The sequence below is a fragment of the Arthrobacter sp. H14 genome, assembly GCF_000520495.1.
Lineage (GTDB): Bacteria > Actinomycetota > Actinomycetes > Actinomycetales > Micrococcaceae > Arthrobacter_C.
The window spans coordinates 50,609-71,551 of the sequence record NZ_KI914630.1 but is presented as its reverse complement, the minus strand read 5'-3'; the positions used below and the strand labels follow the sequence as shown (position 1 = coordinate 71,551).

20 protein-coding genes and 1 pseudogene are annotated in these 20,943 nt (G+C 62.7%); 14 read left to right on the top strand and 7 right to left on the bottom strand.

Features of this window, described 5'->3' with window-relative positions:
* Positions 1-211: 211 nt before the first annotated feature.
* Complete coding sequence (locus Y707_RS0104270) at positions 212-1,066, top strand: SDR family oxidoreductase (RefSeq protein WP_026534165.1); 855 nt, start codon at positions 212-214, stop codon at positions 1,064-1,066.
* A 105-nt stretch (positions 1,067-1,171) separates the two neighbouring features.
* Here the strand turns inward: Y707_RS0104270 and Y707_RS0104265 are convergent, their stop codons facing one another.
* The gene (locus Y707_RS0104265; RefSeq protein ID WP_026534164.1) at positions 1,172-1,441 is read right to left on the bottom strand and encodes a GlsB/YeaQ/YmgE family stress response membrane protein; all 270 of its coding nucleotides are present in this window, start codon (positions 1,439-1,441) and stop codon (positions 1,172-1,174) included.
* Between the two features lie 282 nt (positions 1,442-1,723).
* Between Y707_RS0104265 and Y707_RS0104260 the strand changes: the two genes are divergently transcribed.
* The 4 genes from Y707_RS0104260 (at position 1,724) to Y707_RS0104245 (ending at position 5,949) form a co-directional block, all read left to right on the top strand.
* Complete coding sequence (locus Y707_RS0104260) at positions 1,724-2,020, top strand: hypothetical protein (protein ID WP_026534163.1); 297 nt, start codon at positions 1,724-1,726, stop codon at positions 2,018-2,020.
* A gap of 119 nt (positions 2,021-2,139) precedes the next feature.
* Positions 2,140-3,147, top strand: a complete 1,008-nt coding sequence (locus tag Y707_RS0104255) for a cation diffusion facilitator family transporter (RefSeq protein WP_026534162.1) — start codon at positions 2,140-2,142, stop codon at positions 3,145-3,147.
* Between the two features lie 133 nt (positions 3,148-3,280).
* Positions 3,281-4,351 carry a lipid II:glycine glycyltransferase FemX gene (locus Y707_RS0104250; protein WP_026534161.1) on the top strand — a complete coding sequence of 357 codons (1,071 nt, stop codon included), beginning with the start codon at positions 3,281-3,283 and terminating at the stop codon, positions 4,349-4,351.
* Between the two features lie 125 nt (positions 4,352-4,476).
* Positions 4,477-5,949 carry a threonine/serine exporter family protein gene (locus tag Y707_RS0104245; RefSeq protein WP_026534160.1) on the top strand — a complete coding sequence of 491 codons (1,473 nt, stop codon included), beginning with the start codon at positions 4,477-4,479 and terminating at the stop codon, positions 5,947-5,949.
* A 57-nt stretch (positions 5,950-6,006) separates the two neighbouring features.
* Here Y707_RS0104245 and Y707_RS0104240 read toward each other — a convergent pair whose 3' ends face one another.
* Positions 6,007-6,690 carry a uracil-DNA glycosylase gene (locus Y707_RS0104240; RefSeq protein WP_026534159.1) on the bottom strand — a complete coding sequence of 228 codons (684 nt, stop codon included), beginning with the start codon at positions 6,688-6,690 and terminating at the stop codon, positions 6,007-6,009.
* A gap of 222 nt (positions 6,691-6,912) precedes the next feature.
* On the opposite strand from Y707_RS0104240, the gene Y707_RS0104235 reads away from it, so the two are divergent.
* The 6 genes from Y707_RS0104235 to Y707_RS23355 all read left to right on the top strand — a co-directional run bounded on the left by Y707_RS0104235 (position 6,913) and on the right by Y707_RS23355 (position 13,270).
* Positions 6,913-7,188 (top strand): DUF3263 domain-containing protein, encoded by a 276-nt coding sequence (locus tag Y707_RS0104235; RefSeq protein WP_051441639.1) that lies wholly within the window; start codon positions 6,913-6,915, stop codon positions 7,186-7,188.
* Positions 7,189-7,229: 41 nt separating this feature from the next.
* Positions 7,230-7,919, top strand: coding sequence for a LytR C-terminal domain-containing protein (locus tag Y707_RS0104230; RefSeq protein WP_026534157.1), 690 nt, complete (start codon positions 7,230-7,232; stop codon positions 7,917-7,919).
* Between the two features lie 199 nt (positions 7,920-8,118).
* Positions 8,119-8,322: a cold-shock protein gene (locus Y707_RS0104225; protein WP_026534156.1), complete on the top strand. Its 204-nt coding sequence runs from the start codon at positions 8,119-8,121 to the stop codon at positions 8,320-8,322.
* Positions 8,323-8,338: 16 nt separating this feature from the next.
* Entirely contained in the window at positions 8,339-9,640 is a 1,302-nt protein-coding gene (locus tag Y707_RS0104220; RefSeq protein WP_051441631.1) for an ABC transporter substrate-binding protein, read from the top strand.
* 272 nt (positions 9,641-9,912) lie between these two features.
* Positions 9,913-11,550, top strand: coding sequence for a chaperonin GroEL (gene groL / locus Y707_RS0104215; protein WP_026534154.1), 1,638 nt, complete (start codon positions 9,913-9,915; stop codon positions 11,548-11,550).
* 172 nt (positions 11,551-11,722) lie between these two features.
* Positions 11,723-13,270 carry a threonine/serine exporter family protein gene (locus Y707_RS23355; protein ID WP_051441630.1) on the top strand — a complete coding sequence of 516 codons (1,548 nt, stop codon included), beginning with the start codon at positions 11,723-11,725 and terminating at the stop codon, positions 13,268-13,270.
* A gap of 35 nt (positions 13,271-13,305) precedes the next feature.
* Here the strand turns inward: Y707_RS23355 and Y707_RS0104205 are convergent, their stop codons facing one another.
* The 3 genes from Y707_RS0104205 to Y707_RS0104195 all read right to left on the bottom strand — a co-directional run bounded on the left by Y707_RS0104205 (position 13,306) and on the right by Y707_RS0104195 (position 15,977).
* A complete protein-coding gene (locus tag Y707_RS0104205) occupies positions 13,306-13,599 on the bottom strand; it encodes a WXG100 family type VII secretion target (protein WP_026534153.1) in 294 nt (97 codons plus the stop codon).
* A 104-nt stretch (positions 13,600-13,703) separates the two neighbouring features.
* A complete protein-coding gene (locus tag Y707_RS23350) occupies positions 13,704-15,215 on the bottom strand; it encodes a sensor histidine kinase (protein ID WP_253905053.1) in 1,512 nt (503 codons plus the stop codon).
* Positions 15,216-15,221: 6 nt separating this feature from the next.
* Positions 15,222-15,977: a response regulator transcription factor gene (locus Y707_RS0104195; RefSeq protein WP_442853276.1), complete on the bottom strand. Its 756-nt coding sequence runs from the start codon at positions 15,975-15,977 to the stop codon at positions 15,222-15,224.
* Positions 15,978-16,096: 119 nt separating this feature from the next.
* Between Y707_RS0104195 and Y707_RS0104190 the strand changes: the two genes are divergently transcribed.
* The 3 genes from Y707_RS0104190 to Y707_RS0104180 all read left to right on the top strand — a co-directional run bounded on the left by Y707_RS0104190 (position 16,097) and on the right by Y707_RS0104180 (position 18,876).
* The gene (locus Y707_RS0104190; protein ID WP_026534151.1) at positions 16,097-17,248 is read left to right on the top strand and encodes a MalY/PatB family protein; all 1,152 of its coding nucleotides are present in this window, start codon (positions 16,097-16,099) and stop codon (positions 17,246-17,248) included.
* Positions 17,249-17,319: 71 nt separating this feature from the next.
* Complete coding sequence (locus Y707_RS0104185; RefSeq protein WP_026534150.1) at positions 17,320-18,387, top strand: alpha/beta fold hydrolase; 1,068 nt, start codon at positions 17,320-17,322, stop codon at positions 18,385-18,387.
* 216 nt (positions 18,388-18,603) lie between these two features.
* On the top strand, positions 18,604-18,876 hold the full coding sequence (locus Y707_RS0104180; protein WP_026534149.1) for a hypothetical protein: 273 nt from the start codon (positions 18,604-18,606) through the stop codon (positions 18,874-18,876).
* Between the two features lie 97 nt (positions 18,877-18,973).
* Here the strand turns inward: Y707_RS0104180 and Y707_RS0104175 are convergent, their stop codons facing one another.
* Together Y707_RS0104175 and Y707_RS32075 are read right to left on the bottom strand one after the other, a co-directional pair.
* The gene (locus Y707_RS0104175) at positions 18,974-20,617 is read right to left on the bottom strand and encodes a DNA repair helicase XPB (RefSeq protein ID WP_026534148.1); all 1,644 of its coding nucleotides are present in this window, start codon (positions 20,615-20,617) and stop codon (positions 18,974-18,976) included.
* A pseudogene (locus Y707_RS32075) lies at positions 20,614-20,943 on the bottom strand (hypothetical protein); the annotation flags it as partial. The gene Y707_RS0104175 and the pseudogene Y707_RS32075, both read right to left, overlap by 4 nt.

Genomic DNA, 20,943 nt, shown 5'->3' with positions numbered 1-20,943 from the left:
CCGGCTCGTCCTGGTCCACCCATTGTCCGGAAGCGAGAAAGCGTGGCGACTCTGGCTCCTTCACAATGCCTGCCTCCCCTCCCGCGGTAATGCTTCCAGTTTTCCCGGTCCGGCGGTGATGTCAAGCTGGACGGGATGCGGTACATTCGGCGGAATCGATACAGCCGACGGGTTGTTCGCATCGGTAAAGCCAATGCAGGAGAGGAACTTCATGGTTGAGAAGGTAGCCGACATAGCAGTAACCGGATCCACCGGCGCTCTGGGAGGCCGTGTGGCGCAGATCTTGTCCGACGCCGGACTGCAGCAGCGGTTGCCGGTGCGCGACATCAGCCGCGCCCCGCAGTTGCCGGGCGCGGCCACCGTGCGTGCCACTTATTCGGACAGGGATTCGGCTGAAACGGCGCTGTCCGGCGTGAAGGTGTTGTTCATGGTCTCCGCCTCCGAAACCGCCGACCGTGTGACCCAGCACCGGACCTTCGTCGATGCGGCCAAGGATGCCGGCGTCGAACATCTTGTTTACACATCTTTTCTTGGCGCGGCAACGGACGCGACGTTCACGCTGGGCCGGGACCATTGGGCAACGGAGGAGCATATCCGTGGAAGCGGCCTCGGATTCACCTTCCTGAGGAACAACTTTTACCAGGACATCATGCCAATGTTGGCCGGCGACGACGGCGTCATCCGCGGTCCCGGCGATCACGGCCGGGTGTCTGCCGTAACGAGGGAGGATATTGCCGCTGCCGCCGCCGTCGTACTTCAGGATCCGGGCCCGCATGCCGGCCGGACCTACAATCTCACTGGCCCGGAGGCCCTGACCTTTGCCGAGATCGCCGCCACCATCAGCGACGTGACCGGCAGGGATTTGAGTTACTACAACGAAACCGTGGAAGAGGCGTACGAATCCCGGAAGAAGTGGGACGCGCCGGGCTGGCAGTACGATGCCTGGGTCAGTACGTATACGGCTGTCGCCAAGGGAGAGCTGGACGGAGTGAGCGGTGATGTCGAGGCGCTAACCGGCCGGACCCCGCTGACTTTCCGGCAGTTCCTTGAGGGCGGGAAGGCCTGATTCCGGCACGGGACATCTGACCAAGGCAAAACATCGACGCTGAGTGCAGCACGTGGTCCCCGGTCCGGTGGACCGGGGACCACGTGTCGATGAGCCAGCGTGCGGTTAGGTCCGGGCGTGGCCGCGGTTGGTGATGAATCCCCAGATGCCGAGAACCACCAGAGCTCCGACCAGTGCGACGAGCCAAGTCTGGAGCGACCAGAATTCTTCGAGTCCGACGCCGAAGATTGCTGAACCGAGCCATCCTCCGAGGAGGGCCCCAAGTACGCCCAGCACCAAGGTGGCAATCCAACCGCCGCCTTGCTTTCCAGGCAGGATGAGCTTGGCCAGCACTCCCATAATGAGGCCAAGAATCAGGAATCCGATGATACCCATGTGTCCTACTCCTTAATGGATACTGCTACCTGAATTACCCTGACCGCGTCACGCTTTGGCGACGTGGTAGAGGTGGGAATCAAGTCGATTTCCCACGTGTACTAAGGATACTTCTTAATGCAGGTTTTTATGGGGTCAATACGATTACAGTCTTTACATGGAGTGGTTGTTTACGATTCTCGGAATTGTTGTCGCCGCGGTGGGTTTGTACGACGTTTTCCAGACCTTGCTGCATCCGCGCGGGCGCGGGAGACTGAGCCGGCTGGTGGTCACGACGGTGTGGTGGATTTCGAGGAATCTGCGGCGCAAACCAGGATCGTTCACCGGTCCGTTGGCCGTGGTGTCGCCCAGGCGGAAACATCGTTGCCTGCAGTGATTTTCTATGCGTCGGAATTGTGCGAAGAAGCGCGGCTTTCGCAACGGCCCGATATTCTGCCGGGAGGCCAGGCCATGTCGGAAGCATTGGACGATCTGGCCGAATATATGGGCGGCAAATTCATCGCTAAAGGAGACACCACCAAGGAGGTCTTTAAAACATTTGCTGCGGACCATGGGTATACGTACGGCTCGACGAGCTGACCTCCATTTCGATAAAGACAGTATGCTGACTGGTTCTGCTAGAGTGCGAATCAGCAGCCGCGCCAAAATTGGTTTTTGGAGGTGACCGGGGAAATGCCGGGAAATCAGAGGCTGGCGTCATGAGCCAGGCAGGCAAGACCGCCCGTTTCGGCCATACCGAGCTTCCAGAGGAGCAGCAGGCGGCGCTGCGCAAAGCGATTAAATGGGAATGGATCACGATCGCGTTCCTCGTCGTCGCGGTCATCATCGTCTACCTTGTACTGGGCAATTCGCAGGCCATGAAAGCGGCCTGGATTGAAGATCTGCTGTCGTTCCTGCCGCCAATTGCTTTTTTGGTGGCATCCCGCATCATCAGGCGTGCTCCGACCGAGCAGCATCCGTATGGGTTCCACCGCTCTGTGGGGATTGCCCACCTGGTGGCCGCTGTTGCGCTCCTGGTCATGGGCGGCTACCTGGTGGTCGATTCCGGCATCGCGCTGATCTCTGCCGAGCACCCCACCATTGGCGGCATCACACTGTTCGGCCAAACCTTCTGGCTGGGGTGGCTGATGATCGGTGCGATGGTGTTGACGGCTGCTCCGCCCGTGTATTTGGGCAGGGTCAAGATGAAACTGGCCAAGAAACTGCATGACAAGGTGCTGTACGCGGACGCGGATATGAACAAGGCGGACTGGATGACAGGCCTCGCCGCAGCCATCGGCGTCGCGGGTATCGGCGTTGGATGGTGGTGGGCGGACTCAGTGGCCGCGCTGGTCATCTCGGCAAGCATTCTGCATGACGGAATCAGGAATCTGCGCGGTGCAGTGGGAGGGTTGGTCGACACCCGGGCCAGGACCTACGATGATTCCGAACCGAACCCGCTCACCGACCGTATAGATGCGTACCTGAGTGGACTGGACTGGGTGGCGAAGGCCGCATCCCGGGTCCGTGATGAAGGCCACGTATTCCATGTCGAGTCGTTCGTGGTGCCCAATAAGGAACTGACTCCCTCGATGAGCCACCTCGAGCAGGCCCGGAAAGCCTGCATCGAGATGGATTGGAAGGTCCAGGACATGGTGATTGTTCCCGTTGCGGAACTGCCGGAGGAATTCCTCCCGGGGCTGACCACCGCCGGGGGAGAGCGCTAGACAGAGTACGATTTGTGCGGGGCCTGTCGGCGACAGATGCTGGACAGAGCCAAGGCGATGACGAAGACGCAACGCCGTGCCACCAGCGCAGCTGGAACGAAAACGATGGCTGAAAGAAGCGAAGCGAGGAACTGTGCCCGAATTTTCCGCACGACTGGCCACTGCCGATGAGATCGCCGACTGGGATTCACACGTCACCTCGAATCCGAACGGTGGCAATGTGCTCCAGTCGACGCCCTTCGCCGAGGTGAAGCAGCTGCAGGGCTGGCGCCCGGTACATCTCGTATTCGAAGGTCCCTACACCAGCTACAACCTTGTGCTGGAAAAGGCCGTTCCCGGGCTCGGAAGCCTCTGGTACATGATCAAGGGACCAGGCGTCGCGAAACCGGCCGATGTGCCGGACATTGCGGATGCGGCCGCGGCGCTGGTGAAGCGGCTCCGGCTCAACGTCTTCGCGGTCAAGGTGGAACCCGACGTCGTCGCCACAGAAAAAATCCGTGCATTCTTCACGCGGTCCGGTTTGGTTAAGACCTTCAATATCCAGCCCAATGACTCGACGGCGCTGCTGGACGTCAGCCCGGAACCGGAGGAGTTGCTGAAAAACCTGCACTCCCGCGGCCGGAATGCCGTGCGCCGTGCCATCCGCGAGGGCGTTGAAGTGCACAATGTGGAGCCGACGGAGGGAAACTTCCGGGCCATGTTCGAGCTGATGGGCCAGGCGCAGCAGGGCCAGCTGACGGCCACCCTGCGTTCGTTCGAGTACTACCGGACCTTCTGGCGGAAATTCGTTGATGCCGGCTTCGGCCGCCTGCTGTTCGTCTACGAGGACGGCCAGCCGTCGGTCGGCGCGTTCGTGATTAAGTACGGCTGCAAGGGCACCTATAAGGACGGCGGTTCGACGCCGCGGCGCTCGCAGTACGGTGACTCCCACTTGCTGCAGTGGACGGCGATTAATCAGCTCAAGGAACTGGGCGTGACGGAGTATGATTTCTGTGGAACGCCGCCAGCGGCCAGGCGCAAGGACAAGGACCACCCGCAATACGGGCTGGGCCTGTTCAAGACCAGCTTCACCAAGACTGTCACCGATTTCGCAGGTTGCCATGACCGCGTGATTAGTCCAGTGAAGTACCGTGTCTGGAGCACTGTCGGTGAACGCGTTGCCCGCCAAGTGTATTGGCGGAAACATCACCAGCCATTCTATTAAAAATGACGGTACCGCCGGCCGGATTGTGACGCTGCCGATGGTATCCAAGCAGTACTGAGGAGGGGTTCTTGGAGGATAAGACGCCCGGCCGCACAAGAAAGGGCAAGCGGCCAGCTCCAGATAAGATGGCGCTTCCCCAGGAAACGAATCCTGCCACCGGTGGAACACGTCCGGTGCCGTCGGTCTTGCAGCCACGGACGAATTATCCGGCCCGGCAGATGCTCCGCAAACTGGTGCAGGGGGAGTCGCCGCCGACGGCCCCAATGAGTCTCGTGGACCGGTTGGTCGGCAGCCCCTATGCCAACCCCACCATCCAGGTCGGCGGGGTGGACGCGAATGCCCGTAAGACGCTCGATTTCGCCCTGAATCTCGCTGAATCCATGTTCCGCTACGGCGCCGGCGCCCTCGAGGTGGAGACCAGCATCATCGCTGTCACCGCGTCGCTGGGTTTGCGCAACGTCGAGGTGGACATCACCAACCAGTCGGTGGTGATCAACTACGCTCCGAAGGACCGCACCCCGATCACTTTGATGCGGGTGGTCCGCTCGTGGACCAACAACTATTCCGGCCTGTCGCTGGTGCACCAGTTGGTTACGGAGGTTATCGACGGCGAGATGACCCGCGGCGAGGCAGCCAACCGTCTGGGGGAGATCACCACAAGTCCGAAGCCGTACGCGAAATGGATGGTGACTTTCGCCGTCGGAATCTTCGGTGCGGTGATTGTCGCCATTATTGGTGGCGGAATGGCTGCATCGGCCGTCGCCTTCGGCAGTACAATCCTGGTCAACATCCTTGCCCGGCAGCTGGGACGGTGGCGGGTGCCGGAGTTCTTCACCACCGCGGCCAGTTCCGCCGTCGTCACCTTTATCGCCTTGCTGTGCTGGTGGTTGACGATGCCGATCTCGCCTGGACTCGTGATCGCGGGCGGGATTCTGTTGCTGCTGCCCTCGGGCCGGCTCGTCTCCGCCGTGCAGGATGCGATCAACGGGTATCCCGTAACGGCTGCAGGACGCTTGCTCTCGGCATTTTTAACCTTCGGCGCGGTGGTGTCGGGAATTGCCGTTGGCCTGGTCGGTGGAGTGATGCTGGGGCTGCCGCGTCTGGACGTTACTGAGGAATCACCGCCGGTTTACAATTTCTGGGTGCTGATCGTCCTGGTGCTGGTCGCCGGTGCGATGATCGCCGTCATCGAACAGAGCAAGGCCACCCTGCTGCTGCCCACCGGATTGGTGGCGGTCTTGGGGTTCTTCGTCTACTCCGCCGCCTTGAACCTGGGCATCGGCGAGCGTTTGGCGCCGGCGATGGCGGCGGTGGTGATAGGTTTCGCTGCCCGTATTGTCGCCTTGCGGTTGAATTCGCCGCAGCTTGTGGTGGCCGTACCCGCGGTGCTCTACCTGTTGCCCGGACTGCTGATTTTCCGTTCCATGTACATCTTCACAATTGAGGAGACCGGGAGCCTGAACGGGCCCTTGGGGATCTTCAATGCGCTCACGGTCATCCTGGCGATTGCCGGCGGTGTGGTCCTCGGAGACAACCTCGCCAACCCGGTCACCAAAGGCATGGGTGCCAATGAGCGCCGCCGCGGACGACGCCGGTAACCAGGTTCGGGCCAGAGCGTCGGTCCACTCTCCGGTTCAGCGAAATGGCCCCGCGAATCAGTGCAGGCGCCAGTCCACAGGTTCGGCTCCTTGCGCCTGCAGGAGTTCGTTGGCCCGGCTGAAGGGCCGCGAGCCGAAGAAGCCCCGCGATGCCGAAAGCGGACTCGGATGGGCGGATTCGATCCGCGGCGTATCACCGAGCAGTGGGACAAGTTTCTGCGCATCCCGGCCCCAGAGGATGGCCACAAGTGGCTGATTGCGTCCCAGAACAGCGCGGATGGCAGCTTCGGTGATCGCTTCCCAGCCTTTGCGCCGGTGCGATCCGGTCTCGCCCGGACGGACGGTGAGCACCCGGTTCAGGAGCAGCACGCCTTGGTCGCTCCAGGCACTCAGATCGCCGTGTGGGGCCGGCTCAATGCCCAGGTCCGCGTGCAGTTCCGTATACATGTTGTTCAGGCTCCGCGGCAGTGGCCGGACATGCGGTTCGACCGAAAATGCCAGGCCAATGGAGTGTCCCGGCGTCGGATACGGATCCTGGCCGACTATCAGGACCTTGACATTGGCGAGCGGACGCTGGAAGGCCCGGAGGACGTGTCCACCCGCCGGCAGGTACCGGTGGCCCATTCTGAGCTCCTCCCGCAGGAACTCTCCCATCGCATGGATATCCTGCTCAACCGGTGCCAGTGCCTCGGCCCAGTCGGGTGCCATCACCTCTGAAAGGTCAGTGCCGTCGTCGTGCATATTTCAATCATTGCCGATGACGGCGGGTACAGGCGAGTTGCGTCAAGCGTCCGGCGCTGAAGGCGACGCGCCGATGCGAATGACACCGCTGTTATTTCCAACTAACATGGGGAGGTAATTCATGGCGGAAAAACAATGATGGAGTGTATCGTGGCAGCAGCTCAGGCATCCGGACCCCAGCCTGCAGCATCCCCGGGGACCGGTGCGGCCAGCGCTTTTTCCATCGACACCGAATACGACCCGGACAGCGACTTACGCGAGCGGGAGCAGCGGATGCTCGCCCTCGAACGGCAGTGGTGGAAGTACGCCGGGGCGAAGGAACAGGCCATCCGCGAGCTGTTCGATTTGTCCGCTACGCATTATTACCAGATCCTGAACGCGCTGATCGATACCGAGGCGGCGCTGGCCCACGATCCCATGCTGGTCAAGAGATTGCGTAGACTACGTACGTCTCGTCAACGCGCACGTACTGCACGGCGGCTTGGAAACGAGGCGTAAGCCACCGCAGCAGCCAGCAACCACAAGGACATCAGCCGACTATGAGCAATTACTCTCGGGACGAGTTTGACCGGGTCCCGGAATCCTCATCGCGTCAGGGAGTTCACCGCGAACGGATGGAACAGCCGAAGGGCGGGGGACTGGCGCTCGTCATCTCGGCAGGTGTAATCGCCCTTTTGATCGGTGCCGCCGCATACTTCGTCCTTCCCAACCTCAATCTTCTGGGCGGCTCTGAACCGGTTGCGACCCAGGGCACGGATTCGCAGGCTACTGACGAACCCGCGGAAGCGATTAACGACAATGAGAACAAGGTATCGTCCGATCCCAGCGAGGAGTCCGACGGCGGTGCGGCCCCGTCGGAAAGCGCCGGCCCGGCTGAAGAGACGCAAGAGTCAGCGCCGGCAGAGTCCGAAGCGCCTCCAGAATCTGCCGAGCCTTCGCCGGAGGCAGCCGCGGTCGACAAGACCACCGGCGTCGTCGTTCTGAATTCAACCACCGTGCCCGGGTTGGCCGGTAATGCCGGCAGCCGGCTGACCGCTGCCGGGTGGCCGGTCACCCTCACCGGAAACTGGGCCGGCGCGCCGCAGCCAAGTTCCGTTGTCTTCTACAACGGTCCCGATCAGTTGGCCAACGCGCAGGCAATAGCCGGTCCGCTGGGGATTGAGCGGCTTATCGACTCTGCCGAGCTGCAGCAGCCTCTGACCGTAGTGCTCGGACCCGGTTTCAGCTAAAGCCGCCGCACCGACTGTGAAACCTCTGCCGCTGAGTATCACGACGGCGACGACGTCGAACCTGCCGGCCTGCTGAATCGTTACGCGTCGATAACGTTCCGCGCGCCGCCGCCGTCGTTTCCGGGAACCGGCGAATAAAGTGATTGCATGCCCCGGTCAGTGAGACCGCCGCAACGGGGCATGACAGTCTGGAGAAGGTATGGCGCAGGGAACTGTGAAATGGTTCAACGCGGAAAAAGGGTACGGCTTCATCAGTGTCGATGAGGACGGTTCCGAAGTGTTTGTTCATTGGTCGGCTCTCGAGATGGACGGGGATCGTTCCCTCGTTGAAGGACAGCGCGTCCAGTTCGATATCGGAGAGGGCCAGAAAGGCCCGCAGGCCGAAAGTGTAAGGCCGCTCTGAGCGGCCTGGTCAAGCCATGGCAGCCGTAAGAACAGTCCGGAATAGAGCTGTCAGGGCCTTCGCAGCCGCAACGATTGCCGCCGGCTTGGCGGTGGGCATGACCGGGTGCGGGCAGCCGCAGCCGAATCTCAGAATCACCGAAACGCAGGCCAGCGGCAACGGTGTGCTGAAAATCGGAATGATCCTGGAAAGTACCGGAGAGCAGAAATTCCTGAACGACTCCCAGCGCGCAGCGGTGCAGTTGGCCGTCAGGGAGATCAATGACGCGGTCGGGCCCAACGGCCGGCAGGTGAAACTGCTTCCTTCGCAGGGTGGGGAGGCCGCAGTTGTGGCAGCGCAGGACTTTATCGACGGCGGCGCCGACGTCGTCATTGGCCCCACCGACTCGTCACAGGCCCCTGCAGCCATCGACATGTTGAGTGACGCTGGGACGGTGCTGATTTCCCCGTCCAATGGTGCAGCGGCTTTGAGCAACTATTCCTCGGGCGGCTATTACTTCCGCACTTATCCTTCCCATGCCCTTGAGGGCAAGGCGCTGGCCGAACAGCTGTGGACGGCCGAAAAGCGAAACGTTGTGATCCTCCACGACGATTCAACCTATAGCGGCACTGTCACTGAGGCACTGAAGGAGGAACTGGACGGCAAGGGAGCGTCGCCGGCCCTGGTTTCCACTGCCGGAGGCGTTGGCCAGGCAGTTGCGGAGGCCGTGGACGCAGAGCCGGACGCCGTCGTCGTCGCCGTCCGTGACGCGCGGACCGCTTTGGAACAGCTGACCGAATCCGGAATTGCACCTTCGGCTCTGTTCCTGAGCAGCGCGGCCACCGGGAACTATCATGACGAGCTGCCGGCAGGGGCGCTGAAGGGCAGTCACGGAATCCTCGCTGGAAGTCTGCCATCGACGCCATTCCAGCGACGAATCCTCGCGGTGAATCCGGACCTCGGACATCTGACTTTTGCGGGGGAAGCTTACGACGCGGTTATCCTGGCTGCGCTTGCCGCGGCAGATGCGGATGACGACGCCGGGGCATCCATCGTTGCCCACCTCCTGGAAGTCTCGGGCAACCATGAGTACACGGATGGTTCTTCCGTTACGTCCGATCCGGCTGCAACGGACTGTTCCGGCTTCGCGGAGTGCGTTGCTCTGCTGGACAAGGGTAGACCGATCGACTATCGAGGACAATCCGGCCCCACCACCTTCGATGCGGACGGCGACATTACCGAGGCGAAGTTCGAGCTGTATGAGTACGGTGCGGACGGCCGGGCGGTACCAGCGAAGACGATACTGGCGACCACGACCGCGACGGAGCAGCAGGAATAAGAAGCCCCAGTTGCGCGGGTGGCGAACATGGCTGCTGCGACGCCGCCACAGCTTGCACTCCGGTGGCCTCAGTGCTAATTTTTGGCTTAGCACTCTTGCCGGTTGACTGCTAAGCAGCGCTGGGCTGGAGTGGAACAGTAAACCTCTGTGGTGAGGGCCGGCGCGTGACGTAAAGAGATCGCCGCGTGTCAGTCCGTCCGTCGCGGGCATCACAGCAGGTCTGTGCTCTTTATAGCTGACAGTGGAACTGTCCAGGAGGGACATCAGCCGTTATGGCCAAAATGATTGCATTTGACGAAGAGGCACGCCGTGGCCTCGAGCGGGGTCTGAACATCCTCGCTGACGCCGTCAAGGTCACCCTCGGCCCGCGTGGCCGCAACGTGGTCCTTGAGAAGAAGTGGGGCGCTCCGACGATCACCAACGATGGTGTTTCCATCGCCAAGGAGATCGAGCTGGACGACCCGTACGAAAAGATCGGCGCCGAGCTGGTCAAGGAAGTCGCCAAGAAGACCGACGATATCGCCGGTGACGGTACGACGACGGCTACCGTGCTGGCCCAGGCACTGGTCAAGGAAGGCCTGCGCAACGTCGCGGCCGGCGCTGACCCGCTGAGCCTCAAGCGCGGCATCGAGAAGGCCGTTGAAGCAGTGACCACGGAACTGCTGGCCTCCGCCAAGGAGATCGAGACCAAAGAGCAGATCGCTGCCACGGCTTCGATTTCCGCCGGCGACACCGCTATCGGTGACCTGATTGCCGAAGCCCTCGACAAGGTGGGCAAGGAAGGCGTCATCACCGTCGAGGAGTCCAACACCTTCGGCCTGGAGCTTGAGCTAACCGAGGGAATGCGCTTCGACAAGGGCTACATCTCCGGTTACTTCGTAACGGACGCCGACCGCCAGGAAACTGTACTGGAAGACCCATACATCCTGATCGTCAACTCCAAGATCTCCAACGTCAAGGACATGGTTTCCGTCCTGGAGAAGGTCATGCAGTCCGGCAAGCCGCTGCTGATCGTCGCCGAGGATGTCGAGGGCGAAGCCCTGGCCACCCTGGTCGTGAACAAGATCCGCGGCACCTTCAAGTCCGTTGCCGTCAAGGCTCCCGGATTCGGTGACCGCCGCAAGGCTCAGTTGGCGGACATCGCCATCCTGACCGGTGGCCAGGTTATCGCCGAGGAAGTCGGCCTGAAGCTGGATAACGCCGAGCTCGGCATGCTGGGCCAGGCGCGCAAGGTTGTTGTCACCAAGGACGAGACGACCATCGTCGAGGGCGCAGGCGACGCGGACGAGATCGCCGGTCGTGTCAGCCAGATCCGCGCCGAGATCGAGAACTCCGACTCCGACTACGACCGCGAGAAGCTGCAGGAACGCCTGGCCAAGCTGGCCGGCGGCGTTGCAGTCATCAAGGCCGGCGCGGCCACCGAGGTGGAGCTCAAGGAGCGCAAGCACCGCATCGAGGACGCCGTCCGCAACGCCAAGGCGGCTGTGGAAGAAGGCATCGTCCCCGGTGGTGGCGTGGCTCTGATCCAGGCTGGCGTGAAGGCATTCGCCAACCTGCAGCTTTCGGGCGACGAGGCGACCGGTGCCAACATCGTCAAGGTTGCTATTGATGCTCCGCTGAAGCAGATCGCGTTCAACGCCGGCCTCGAGCCGGGCGTTGTGGCCGACAAGGTCCGCGGACTGGACGTTGGCTTCGGGCTTAACGCAGCAACCGGCCAGTACGAGGACCTGCTGGCTGCCGGTGTGGCCGACCCGGTCAAGGTGACCCGCTCTGCTCTGCAGAACGCGGCTTCCATCGCCGGTCTGTTCCTCACCACCGAGGCAGTTGTCGCCGATAAGCCTGAAAAGGGCGGCGGCGGAGCCGCGGGCGGCGACGACATGGGCGGCATGGGCGGTATGGGCGGCTTCTAGTCCCCACAAGCTCAGCTATCGGTTCAGCCGAGCGCAGCGAAGGGCGCGGCATCCATTGCGGATGCCGCGCCCGACGCGGTTAAGCCGGTGATGTGGATAGTGCCGCCGGTGTTCGCCTAACGTCTTAACCAGCAGCAGGACCGCGGCTTTGATCAGCAGGAAGGAGTGATCTGTGGAGGACAAGTCCTCGAAGGAGAAGGACACAGGCGCTGCTTCCGGCGGCAGCCGGCGGCCGGATCCGTCCACCTTGCAGGGACAGCAGAGCACCGAACCGCCTTCGGTGACCCGGAGCCGGCCGTCTCCGGCGCGGCTCGCCGGAGGAAAGGGCCGCGAGAGCGATGCGCGACGCGTCCTGCGCCGGCTGGTACAGGGTGAGACTCCGCGTCCCCCGCAGAGCCTGGTGGACAGTCTCGGTGGTGGACCCTATGCGCAGGCGAAGAGCCGTGCCGTGGCGGATACCGACTCACGCGAAACGGTCGATCTGGCGCTGCGTGTGGCTGAGGGCATGCTGCGTTTCGGAGCTGGCGCCTTGGAAGCAGAATCGAGCATTGTCGCCATTGCAGCCGCATATGGACTCCGCGAGATCGAAGTCGACATCACCAACCAGTCGGTGAAGGTGAACTACCCCGACACTAATTCAGAGCCGGTCAGCATGATGCGGGTGGTCCGGTCCTGGTCACAGAACTACGCCGGCTTGGCTTACATACACCAGCTGGTCAGGAAAATTGCGACCGGCGAATTGACCCGCACGGCAGCTCTGCAAGAGTTGCAGGACATCATGACCCGGCCGAAGCCGTTTGCCAAATGGATGGTGATTGGGGCCAGCGCAACGGCGGCCTCGGCGCTCACCGGCGTTCTCGGCGGCGGTCTGGTCGACTGCCTGTCCGCCTTCGTCATCACCCTCATCGTGCAGTTCCTTGCCCGGCAACTCGGCCGCTGGAGGCTGCCGGAATTCTTCACGATGGCGGCCTGCTCCGCCTTCATCACATTGGCCGCCATCGCGATACTGCGCATGGGCCTGCCGGCTGGCACCGGATTCATCGTGGCCGGCGGCATAATTCTCCTCCTTCCGACCGGCCGGGTTATTTCCGCCACCCAGGACGCTATCTATGGTTTCCCGGTCACAGCCGCGGGCCGGTTCTCCTCAGCGTTCCTGGTGCTGGGCGGACTGGTCTCGGGCATCGCAGTGGGTGTTGTTGCCGGGGCCTTGCTGGGCCCGGGGCGGATCGATGTCACCGAAGAAGGCGCGGTTATCAGCCCCTTCCTGCTGGGCGCCCTGCTGGTGCTCGCCACCGCCATGCTCGCCATAGCAGAGCAGACGAAGGCCAGTTATGTATTACCCACAGCGGCCATCGGACTGGCCGGCCTGCTCGCCATGAACGGTTATATCGCCCTGGGTGTGGGCGGTTTGCTGGCTCCGGCCATCGGCGCCACTGTCGTCGGCCTCGGCTCCAGACTGGTGGGCAGCTGGATGCATACTCCGCAGCTGGTGCTGGCCGTACCCGCTGTGACCTTCCTTCTGCCGGGATTGCTGCTTTTCCGGTCGATGTATGGCGTGACCGTCGAGTCCGTGGATTCGATCGAAGGGTTCGTCGGCCTGTTCAACGCGCTCACAGTCACGCTCTCGATCGCCGGCGGCGTGGTCCTGGGGGATAACCTTGCCCGACCGTTAACCACCGAAGCGGGATGGCAGGAGCGCCGCCGGAACCGCCGCCGCTAAGACCGGTTCCGACGGCTGGTCCTTGCCGGCATGGATCAGCCTGCAGTAAACATTCTGGTGTTGGCTTGTTCTGCCTGTGCGTACTGCGTAGCGGCGGTGGAAAGGGCCGTATTGATACTCTCCAGTGACGCTTCCACCTTCATTTGGGTGGCGCGCCAGTCGACGATCAATCCCTGGAACGTCGTCGCGGCGGCGCCGGTCCAGCTGCCCTGAAGTTCCTGCAGCCCGCGCTGCATGGTCTCCACTTCGGTCCGGATCCGCTCCACCGACCCCCGGACCGCGGAACTCCTGAGCTGTAGTACTTCACTGTCAACATTGAACTGTGCCACGTGGCTGCCTCCTGTTTGTGTTCGCCTGTGATTCAAGACTAATTTCACAAAGGACGCGTCGCGAGGGGCAATGCTTCAACTGTGGATAACTCACAGCAGAACGGTCAGCGCCCGAAATCGACCGAGCGTGACGTGGGCTCAATAACCTCGACAGAAGCGGAGTTGGGACCGGTATGCGTATCTGCTCCGCCGGTGCGGGACGCAGGATGCACGTAAGGCAGCCGGATCGACATCGTCGCTCCGCCACCTCTTGTTTCCTCCAGCCGAACGGTGCCATCGTGCTGGGCGACGATCGCCGCGACGATGGCCAGCCCCAGACCGGTACCGCCGGTTTCACGGGTGCGCGACGTATCAGCACGGTAGAAACGTTCGAAGACCCGGGCCGCCTCCGCATCGGAGATGCCGTGACCATGGTCGCGGACTTCGATGATCGAGTCTTTGCTGTCATCAATTACGTGTTGTACGCCCACCGCAATCTCGATGGGAGTGCCGACAGGAGTGTAGCGGAGCGCGTTGGTCACCAGGTTGGCCAGCACCTGGCGAAGGCGGGCCTCGTCCCCGGCGGTCGGTGCACTGGCCGGTTTGCCGCCGTCGAGCGATATCACCCGGATGTCCCGGTCCTGGGCGCCTGCCATGGCGTCCGTGGCGGAGTCATGTGCCAGTTCCAGCAGATCCACCGGCCGCATTTCGAGGGGCCGTTGTTCATCGATGCGGGCGAGCATCAACAGGTCCTCCACCATCTGGCCCATCCGCTTGGCTTCGTTCTCAATCCGGCCCATCGCCGTCGTAATGTCTTCATCACTCTGAAGTGCACCATGGCGGTACAACTCGGAATAGCCGCGGATAGTCACCAGCGGGGTGCGCAGTTCATGGGAAGCATCCGCCACGAAACGGCGCATCTTCTTCTCGGAGGCCATGCGGGAGGCAAATGCCTCCTCAATATGGGCCAGCATGGCATTCACGGATTTACTGAGCCGGCCTACCTCAGTGGACGGGTTCTCCACCCGGACGCGTTGTGAGAGGTCTCCCGCGGCGATGGCGGATGCGGTCTTTTCCATTCTGGCGAGCGGCCGGAACGAGCGCGCTACAGCCATATAGGCGATGACGGCGGCTACTGCCGTCGCCAGAAGGCCTCCGGTCAGGATGATTTGGGTGGCTTGCTTGATGAAGGCGGTGGTGTCATTGAGCGGCAGGGCAATGGCGACGCTCCCTTCCCCGCTGGCAAGCGGGTAGAGCCGGACGCGCCATCCCTCACTGTCTTCGCCGGTGCCCGGCACCGTGAACGCATCTCTGCCACGGGCTTTGACCTCGGCAACTGATGGCGTGCCGATCTCTGGCTCATCATCGCTCGTAAAGGCGATCAGGTGCTTGCCGGCCGGGGAGAGCAGGATGCCATGATAGTTCGTCAGCGGCACCCGGGATGAGTCGGACATGCCAAAAAGCCGGTCGGAAACTGCCTGCCGGTTGGCCTTCAGGTCCTGGTCAATCTGGTCAACCAAAAAGCCGCGCAGTAACGAAATGGTTAACACGCAGGTCACGCCCACGACGATCACCATCAAGGCGGACATGATGGTGATCAGCTGCGCACGCAGCGACGAGGATCTCCAGAGCTTCACCAAGGTCTAGCGCTTCTCGGCCGTCCGCAACAGGTAACCCACCCCGCGTTTGGTCTGGATCAAAGCCGGTGCATCCGGATGGGCGTCGATTTTCCGCCGCAGATACGAAATGTATGATTCGACGATCGAGGCGTCTCCGTTAAAGTCGTATTCCCAGACGTGGTCGAGGATCTGGGCCTTCGACAATACCCGGTTGGGATTGAGCATCAGATAGCGGAGCAGTTTGAACTCGGTGGGGGACAGGTCGATGTTCTCGCCGGCACGGCGCACCTCGTGAGCATCGTCGTCGAGCTCAAGGTCATCGACGCGGATGATGGCGTCGTCTTCCTCCAGCGGAGCGGTCCGCCGCAGGACCGCGCGGATACGGGCCACGACCTCGTCGAGGCTGAATGGCTTGGTCACGTAGTCGTCGCCGCCAACCGTCAGGCCGGTGACCTTGTCTTCGGTGTCATCCTTTGCGGTCAGGAACAGGACCGGGAAATGCCTGCCCGCAGCGCGGAGCTTACGGGTCACCGTGAAGCCGTCCATATCCGGAAGCATCACATCCATGACGGCGAGATCCGGGTTATGTTCCTCGACAGCGGTGAGGGCCTCGCGGCCATTGGCGGCAGCAACGACGTCGAAACCGGCGAAGCGCAGCGAGGTGGCAAGCAGTTCACGAATGTTGGGCTCATCATCTACAACCAGCAGTTTTGCTTCAGTATCAGTTCTCTTCACAATTCCATCCTGCACGGCGAGTCTGTGTGTTTGCTGGGAACACATTGGGAGCGGAAACGGTGGCAGACCCGATAAGACCAGGCTGTCCGGCGGCGATACAGTGATGGAAAGGCTGCACGGCGCCCGTGCTACCCAGGCCCGCTTTTGGAAAGGATGGCAGCGACATGCCCTTGCTTCCGGTCGATTCACTTCCGGCACTCCGCCGCCGGCACAGCGCCAAATGGAGTACGTTCGACGACGACGTCCTGCCGCTGCCGGTGGCAGAGATGGACTTCGCGCTCGCCGAACCGGTGGCCGCTGCGTTGACCGCGGCTGTGCAACGGTCCGACACCGGTTACGTTCCGCCGAATCCGGAGCTGCCGCTGGCGCTGAGCGGTTTTGCCGACCGGCGCTGGGGATGGCGGATCGATCCCGGGCAGGTCGCCGTGGCGCCCGACGTGGGTGTCGGCGTCGTCGAGATGCTGCGTCTGCTGGTCCGTCCCGGCGATCCGGTCGGTATCAGCTCACCCGTCTATGCGCCGTTCTACGACTGGTTGAACGAAGCCGGCTCACGGACGGTCGATGTACCGCTGTCCAGCGACCGTGGTGGCTGGCGGCTTGATTTCGAGGGCCTGGAAGCGGCATTTGCGGCCGGCCTCAAGGCCTACGTGCTGTGCAACCCGCAGAACCCGGTCGGCTTGCAGCATGGGCGGGAGGACCTGGAGTTTCTGGCTGAGCTGGCGCACCGGTACGGCGTCTATATCCTTAGCGACGAGATCCACGCGCCATTGGTGCTGCCGGGCAGCAGCTTCGTCCCGTTCCTGACCGTGTCGGAGGCAGCCCGGGTGCAGGGCTTTTCCTTCGTCTCCGCGAGCAAGGGCTGGAATCTCGCAGGTCTCAAATGTGCCGCCGTCGTCACCGCCAATGGTTCCAATGCCGACGTCGTCCGCCGGCTTCCGGAAGCTGTGCAGTACCGCACGGGGCTTTTTGGGGTCCTGGCCAGCACCGCCGCTTTCGAGCAGGGCGAGCCGTGGCTGGATGACCTGATTCTCACACTTGATGCGAACCGCTCGCTCCTGGCCACCCTGATCAAGGAGCAACTGCCCGACGTCGGCTACGAACCGCCGCAGGCCAGTTACCTGGCGTGGCTCGACTTTCGTCGGTTTGGCTGGGGCAGCGATCCGGCGGCGCACATCCTCGAACACGCCCGGGTCGGTCTCGGTCCGGGGCCGCGGTACGGTCCTGCCGGAGAAGGGCATGCGCGGTTGAACTTCGGGACCTCACCGGAGATCCTCACGGACGCCGTCGGGCGGATTGCAGCGGCAGCTGGCAGATAATTTGGTGGGGTACAGCAGGGACTGACGACCGGACGTGCGAGTAGCATAAGAACCGGCGTCAGAGGTGTCTTTTGGTATCGAATCAGAGAATCCGTTTTGCCACCACCCCGGACGGCGCGCGGATCGCGTATGCCGTTCATGGACACGGGCCTGCGCTGGTCAAGGTGGGCCATTGGCTGACGCACCTGGAGTATGAGTGGGAGAGCCCGGTCTGGCGCCACTGGCTGGAGGATCTGGGCCGCTCGCACCGGATGATCCGTTATGACAGCAGGGAAACCGGCCTCTCTTCCGCCGGGGAGAAGGAGGTCTCCCTCAATGTGTGGGTCGAGGACCTGGAAACAGTCATCAACGCCGCCGGACTGGGCCGTTTTCCGCTGCTGGCAATATTGAACGCCGGCCCGGTCGCGATTGAATATACCCTCCGCCACCCAGAGAAGGTCACCGCTCTCGTGTTGTATGGGACGTTCCTCCTCGGACGTGCCCGGCGTGCGGATACGGCCAAGGGCCGGCAGGAGACGGAAGCTCTGCAGACCCTGATGGAAATATCCTGGGGCGAGGATAATCCGGCCATCCGTCAGCTCTGGACGGCGCGGTTTATGCCGGATGCGTCGCTGGAGCAGTATCAGTGGTTTAACCATCTGCAACGCCGCTCCGCCACTGCAGGGGCAGCCGTACGTTCGATGCGTGTAGGCCACGACATCGATGTCACCGAACAGGCCCAGTGCCTGGATGTGCCGACCCTGGTGCTGCACAGCCGGTATGACGCAATGGTGCCGATGGAAAATGGATACCAGGTGGCGGCCCTGATCCCCGGTGCTTCCTTTGTCCCGCTGGACAGCCGCAACCATGTGCTGCTCGCCCACGAACCGGCATGGCCTCAGTTCCTGGCAGCGGTGGGCGACTTCCTTGGCACCGAACCGTCACACGCTCCGAGGGCGTTGGCCATGTTGACCAACAGGGAACGGCAGCTTCTGGAACTGGTGGCGGCCGGACTCGACAATGCCGCCATCGCCCGCAAACTGGTGATCAGTCCCAAAACGGTCCGGAACCACATCACGCATATCTTCGAAAAACTCGCTGTGACCAACCGGGCGCAGGCCATTATCTTGGCCCGCGACGCCGGTCTGGGCGGGCGCTGACCGGACCTAATTGTAGATCGGAGCGGGCGCCGGACGGACTGATGGATACCGGTCTGGGTGGGCGCTGAACAGCGGCGGGACCCCGGTCCCACAGCTTGACCCGAGGGAGGCTGCTTCCGCTGAAAAATAGGGCACCGGTCTCATGATCACAGAACGGTAAAGCCCCAAAGTTGGTAGTGAATCCGTTTGCCATCTATGTCCCAGGAGGGCTGAATTATGGAGGACAACCTGCCACCCGTCGTCGGACTGAGCCAGCCCATATCGATGGCCGCACCTGCAGCGTCGCCGGTCATCGACGTCCAGGACGTGATCGAAGCGGCAGACCAGGCACACCACAGAATCCGGCAGGCCATTCACGGCATTACCGGACGATCCCATCGGGTGGTGGCGTTCCTCGCCCAGCATCAGGGTTCGCCGGATATTGCCCGGTTGGAACGCGAGCGGGACCAGGTCCAGCTGCAGATGTACCGGAACAGCGGTATGCGCTGACCAGCGCAGGACCGGCAACATTCCACCTTGGCCGCCCGCTGGTCCTGCGCCTTCCGATCCGCACGAGTGTCACTAGACACCAGCGTTGCGAAACACTTTAAGCCGCGGCGATGTCTTTCGCGTCCATAATCGTGTACGCGTAACCCTGCTCGGCCAGGAAGCGCTGTCGCCGGGCGGCATACTCCTGGTCCAGGGTGTCCCGGGCGACGACGGTGTAGAACCGGGCGGACCGGCCGTCGGCCTTGGGCCGCAGCAGCCGGCCGAGACGCTGGGCCTCCTCCTGGCGTGATCCGAACGACCCGGAGACCTGGATCGCCACCGAGGCTTCGGGCAGGTCGATGGAGAAGTTCGCCACCTTCGAGACCACCAGAGTGTGCAACTCGCCGGCCCGGAAGGCGCTGAACAGCCGCTGGCGTTCCTTCACCGGAGTTTCGCCCTTGATCACCGGCGCGTCCAGCTTCCCGCCGATTTCGTCGAGCTGGTCGATGTACTGTCCGATCACCAGCAGCTGGTCCCCGGCATGCGAGGCCACCAGCCGCTCCACCACGGAAGTCTTGGTTTCCGACGTCGAACATAACCTGTATTTGTCCGCGTCCTCCGCCATCGCGTAGGCGACCCGTTCGTCCCGCGGCAGGTCCACGCGCACTTCCACGCAGTCCGCCGGGGCGATGTAGCCCTGCGCCTCGATGTCCTTCCACGGAGCGTCGTAGCGCTTGGGGCCGATCAGCGAGAACACCTCTCCCTCGCGGCCGTCTTCACGCACCAGCGTGGCGGTCAGCCCGAGCCGCCGCCGCGCCTGCAGGTCCGCCGTCATCCGGAAAATCGGCGCAGGCAGCAGATGGACCTCGTCGTAAATGATCAGACCCCAGTCGTTCTCGTCCAGCAGCTCGAGGTGCGGATAGAGTCCACCGCGCTTCTTGGTCATCACCTGGTACGTGGCAATCGTGACCGGCCGGACTTCCTTGACCGTGCCGGAGTATTCGCCGATCTCGTCCTCGGTGAGGCTGGTCCGCTTGAGCAGCTCGTCTTTCCACTGCCGCGCGGAAACGGTGTTGGTGACCAGGATCAGCGTCGTCGTACCGCTGGTTGCCATGGCCGCCGCGCCCACCAGGGTTTTGCCCGCGCCGCAAGGGAGGACGACGACGCCGGAACCGCCCGCCCAGAAGTTCTCCACCGCGAGGTTCTGGTACGGGCGGAGCTGCCAGTCAGTCAGGTCCAGCTCGATCGGATGCGGTTGCCCGTCGACGTAACCGGCGAAGTCCTCGGCGGGCCAGCCGACCTTGAGCAGCAGCTGCTTGAGCTGGCCGCGTTCGGAATTATGTACGACGACGGTGTTCGCGTCGATCCGCGGGCCCAGCAGCGGCTCGATCTTCTTGGCGTGCATGACCTCTTCGAGGACGGGGTAGTCATTGGTGCGCATGACCAAACCGTGCTGTTCGTCCTTCTCCAGCCAGAGCCGGCCGTAGCGGGACATCGTTTCCTCAATGTCCAGCAGCAGCGAGTGCGGCACCGGGAAGCGCGAGTACTTCAGCAAGGTGTCCAGCACCTGTTCGGCGTCGAGCCCCGCAGCCCGGGCGTTCCAGAGACCGAGCGGAGTGAGCCGGTAGCTGTGCATGTGCTCGGGCGCGCGCTCCAGCTCCGCGAAGGCGGCGATCGCATGGCGGGCCTCGGTGGCCTGCTCGTGGTCGACCTCCAGCAGGATGGTTTTGTCGCTTTGGACGATCAATGGTCCGTCGCTCATCGGGTCTCCGGTTCGGTTGCTAGTTCAACGTCCATGACGCGGTGAATGGAGATGACGCGCTCCATCTCGTGGGCGGGGTCATATACCCGCACGCGTCCACCCCCTGCCGAGAGTGGAACAAGCCGCTCCCGCTGGTGATTCCCCTGGCCGTCCACGATACCCATCGAGACTTCGCTCTTGAGCCGGATGGCCTTGTTCAGTGTTTCCATACTGATCAGCGGGCCGCTTTCGCCCGTGGACGCAGACCGGCTGGGGTCCGCCGTCCGCAGTCTGGTGATTTGCGCGTCCGCTTCCGCGTTGCCCGCCTCGCCGCCGCCCCCAGGTCC

Bases quoted from the DNA above. Each gene is read 5' to 3' on its own strand.
- Y707_RS0104245 (WP_026534160.1), top strand. From the start codon at position 4,477: ATGGCGCTTCCCCAGGAAACGAATCCTGCCACCGGTGGAACACGTCCG.
- Y707_RS0104255 (WP_026534162.1), top strand. From the start codon at position 2,140: ATGAGCCAGGCAGGCAAGACCGCCCGTTTCGGCCATACCGAGCTTCCA.
- groL (WP_026534154.1), top strand. From the start codon at position 9,913: ATGGCCAAAATGATTGCATTTGACGAAGAGGCACGCCGTGGCCTCGAG.
- Y707_RS0104180 (WP_026534149.1), top strand. From the start codon at position 18,604: ATGGAGGACAACCTGCCACCCGTCGTCGGACTGAGCCAGCCCATATCG.
- Y707_RS0104220 (WP_051441631.1), top strand. From the start codon at position 8,339: ATGGCAGCCGTAAGAACAGTCCGGAATAGAGCTGTCAGGGCCTTCGCA.
- Y707_RS0104240 (WP_026534159.1), bottom strand. From the start codon at position 6,690: ATGCACGACGACGGCACTGACCTTTCAGAGGTGATGGCACCCGACTGG.
- Y707_RS0104195 (WP_442853276.1), bottom strand. From the start codon at position 15,977: ATGTGTTCCCAGCAAACACACAGACTCGCCGTGCAGGATGGAATTGTG.
- Y707_RS0104230 (WP_026534157.1), top strand. From the start codon at position 7,230: ATGAGCAATTACTCTCGGGACGAGTTTGACCGGGTCCCGGAATCCTCA.
- Y707_RS0104265 (WP_026534164.1), bottom strand. From the start codon at position 1,441: ATGGGTATCATCGGATTCCTGATTCTTGGCCTCATTATGGGAGTGCTG.
- Y707_RS0104270 (WP_026534165.1), top strand. From the start codon at position 212: ATGGTTGAGAAGGTAGCCGACATAGCAGTAACCGGATCCACCGGCGCT.
- Y707_RS0104175 (WP_026534148.1), bottom strand. From the start codon at position 20,617: ATGAGCGACGGACCATTGATCGTCCAAAGCGACAAAACCATCCTGCTG.
- Y707_RS0104190 (WP_026534151.1), top strand. From the start codon at position 16,097: ATGCCCTTGCTTCCGGTCGATTCACTTCCGGCACTCCGCCGCCGGCAC.
- Y707_RS0104225 (WP_026534156.1), top strand. From the start codon at position 8,119: ATGGCGCAGGGAACTGTGAAATGGTTCAACGCGGAAAAAGGGTACGGC.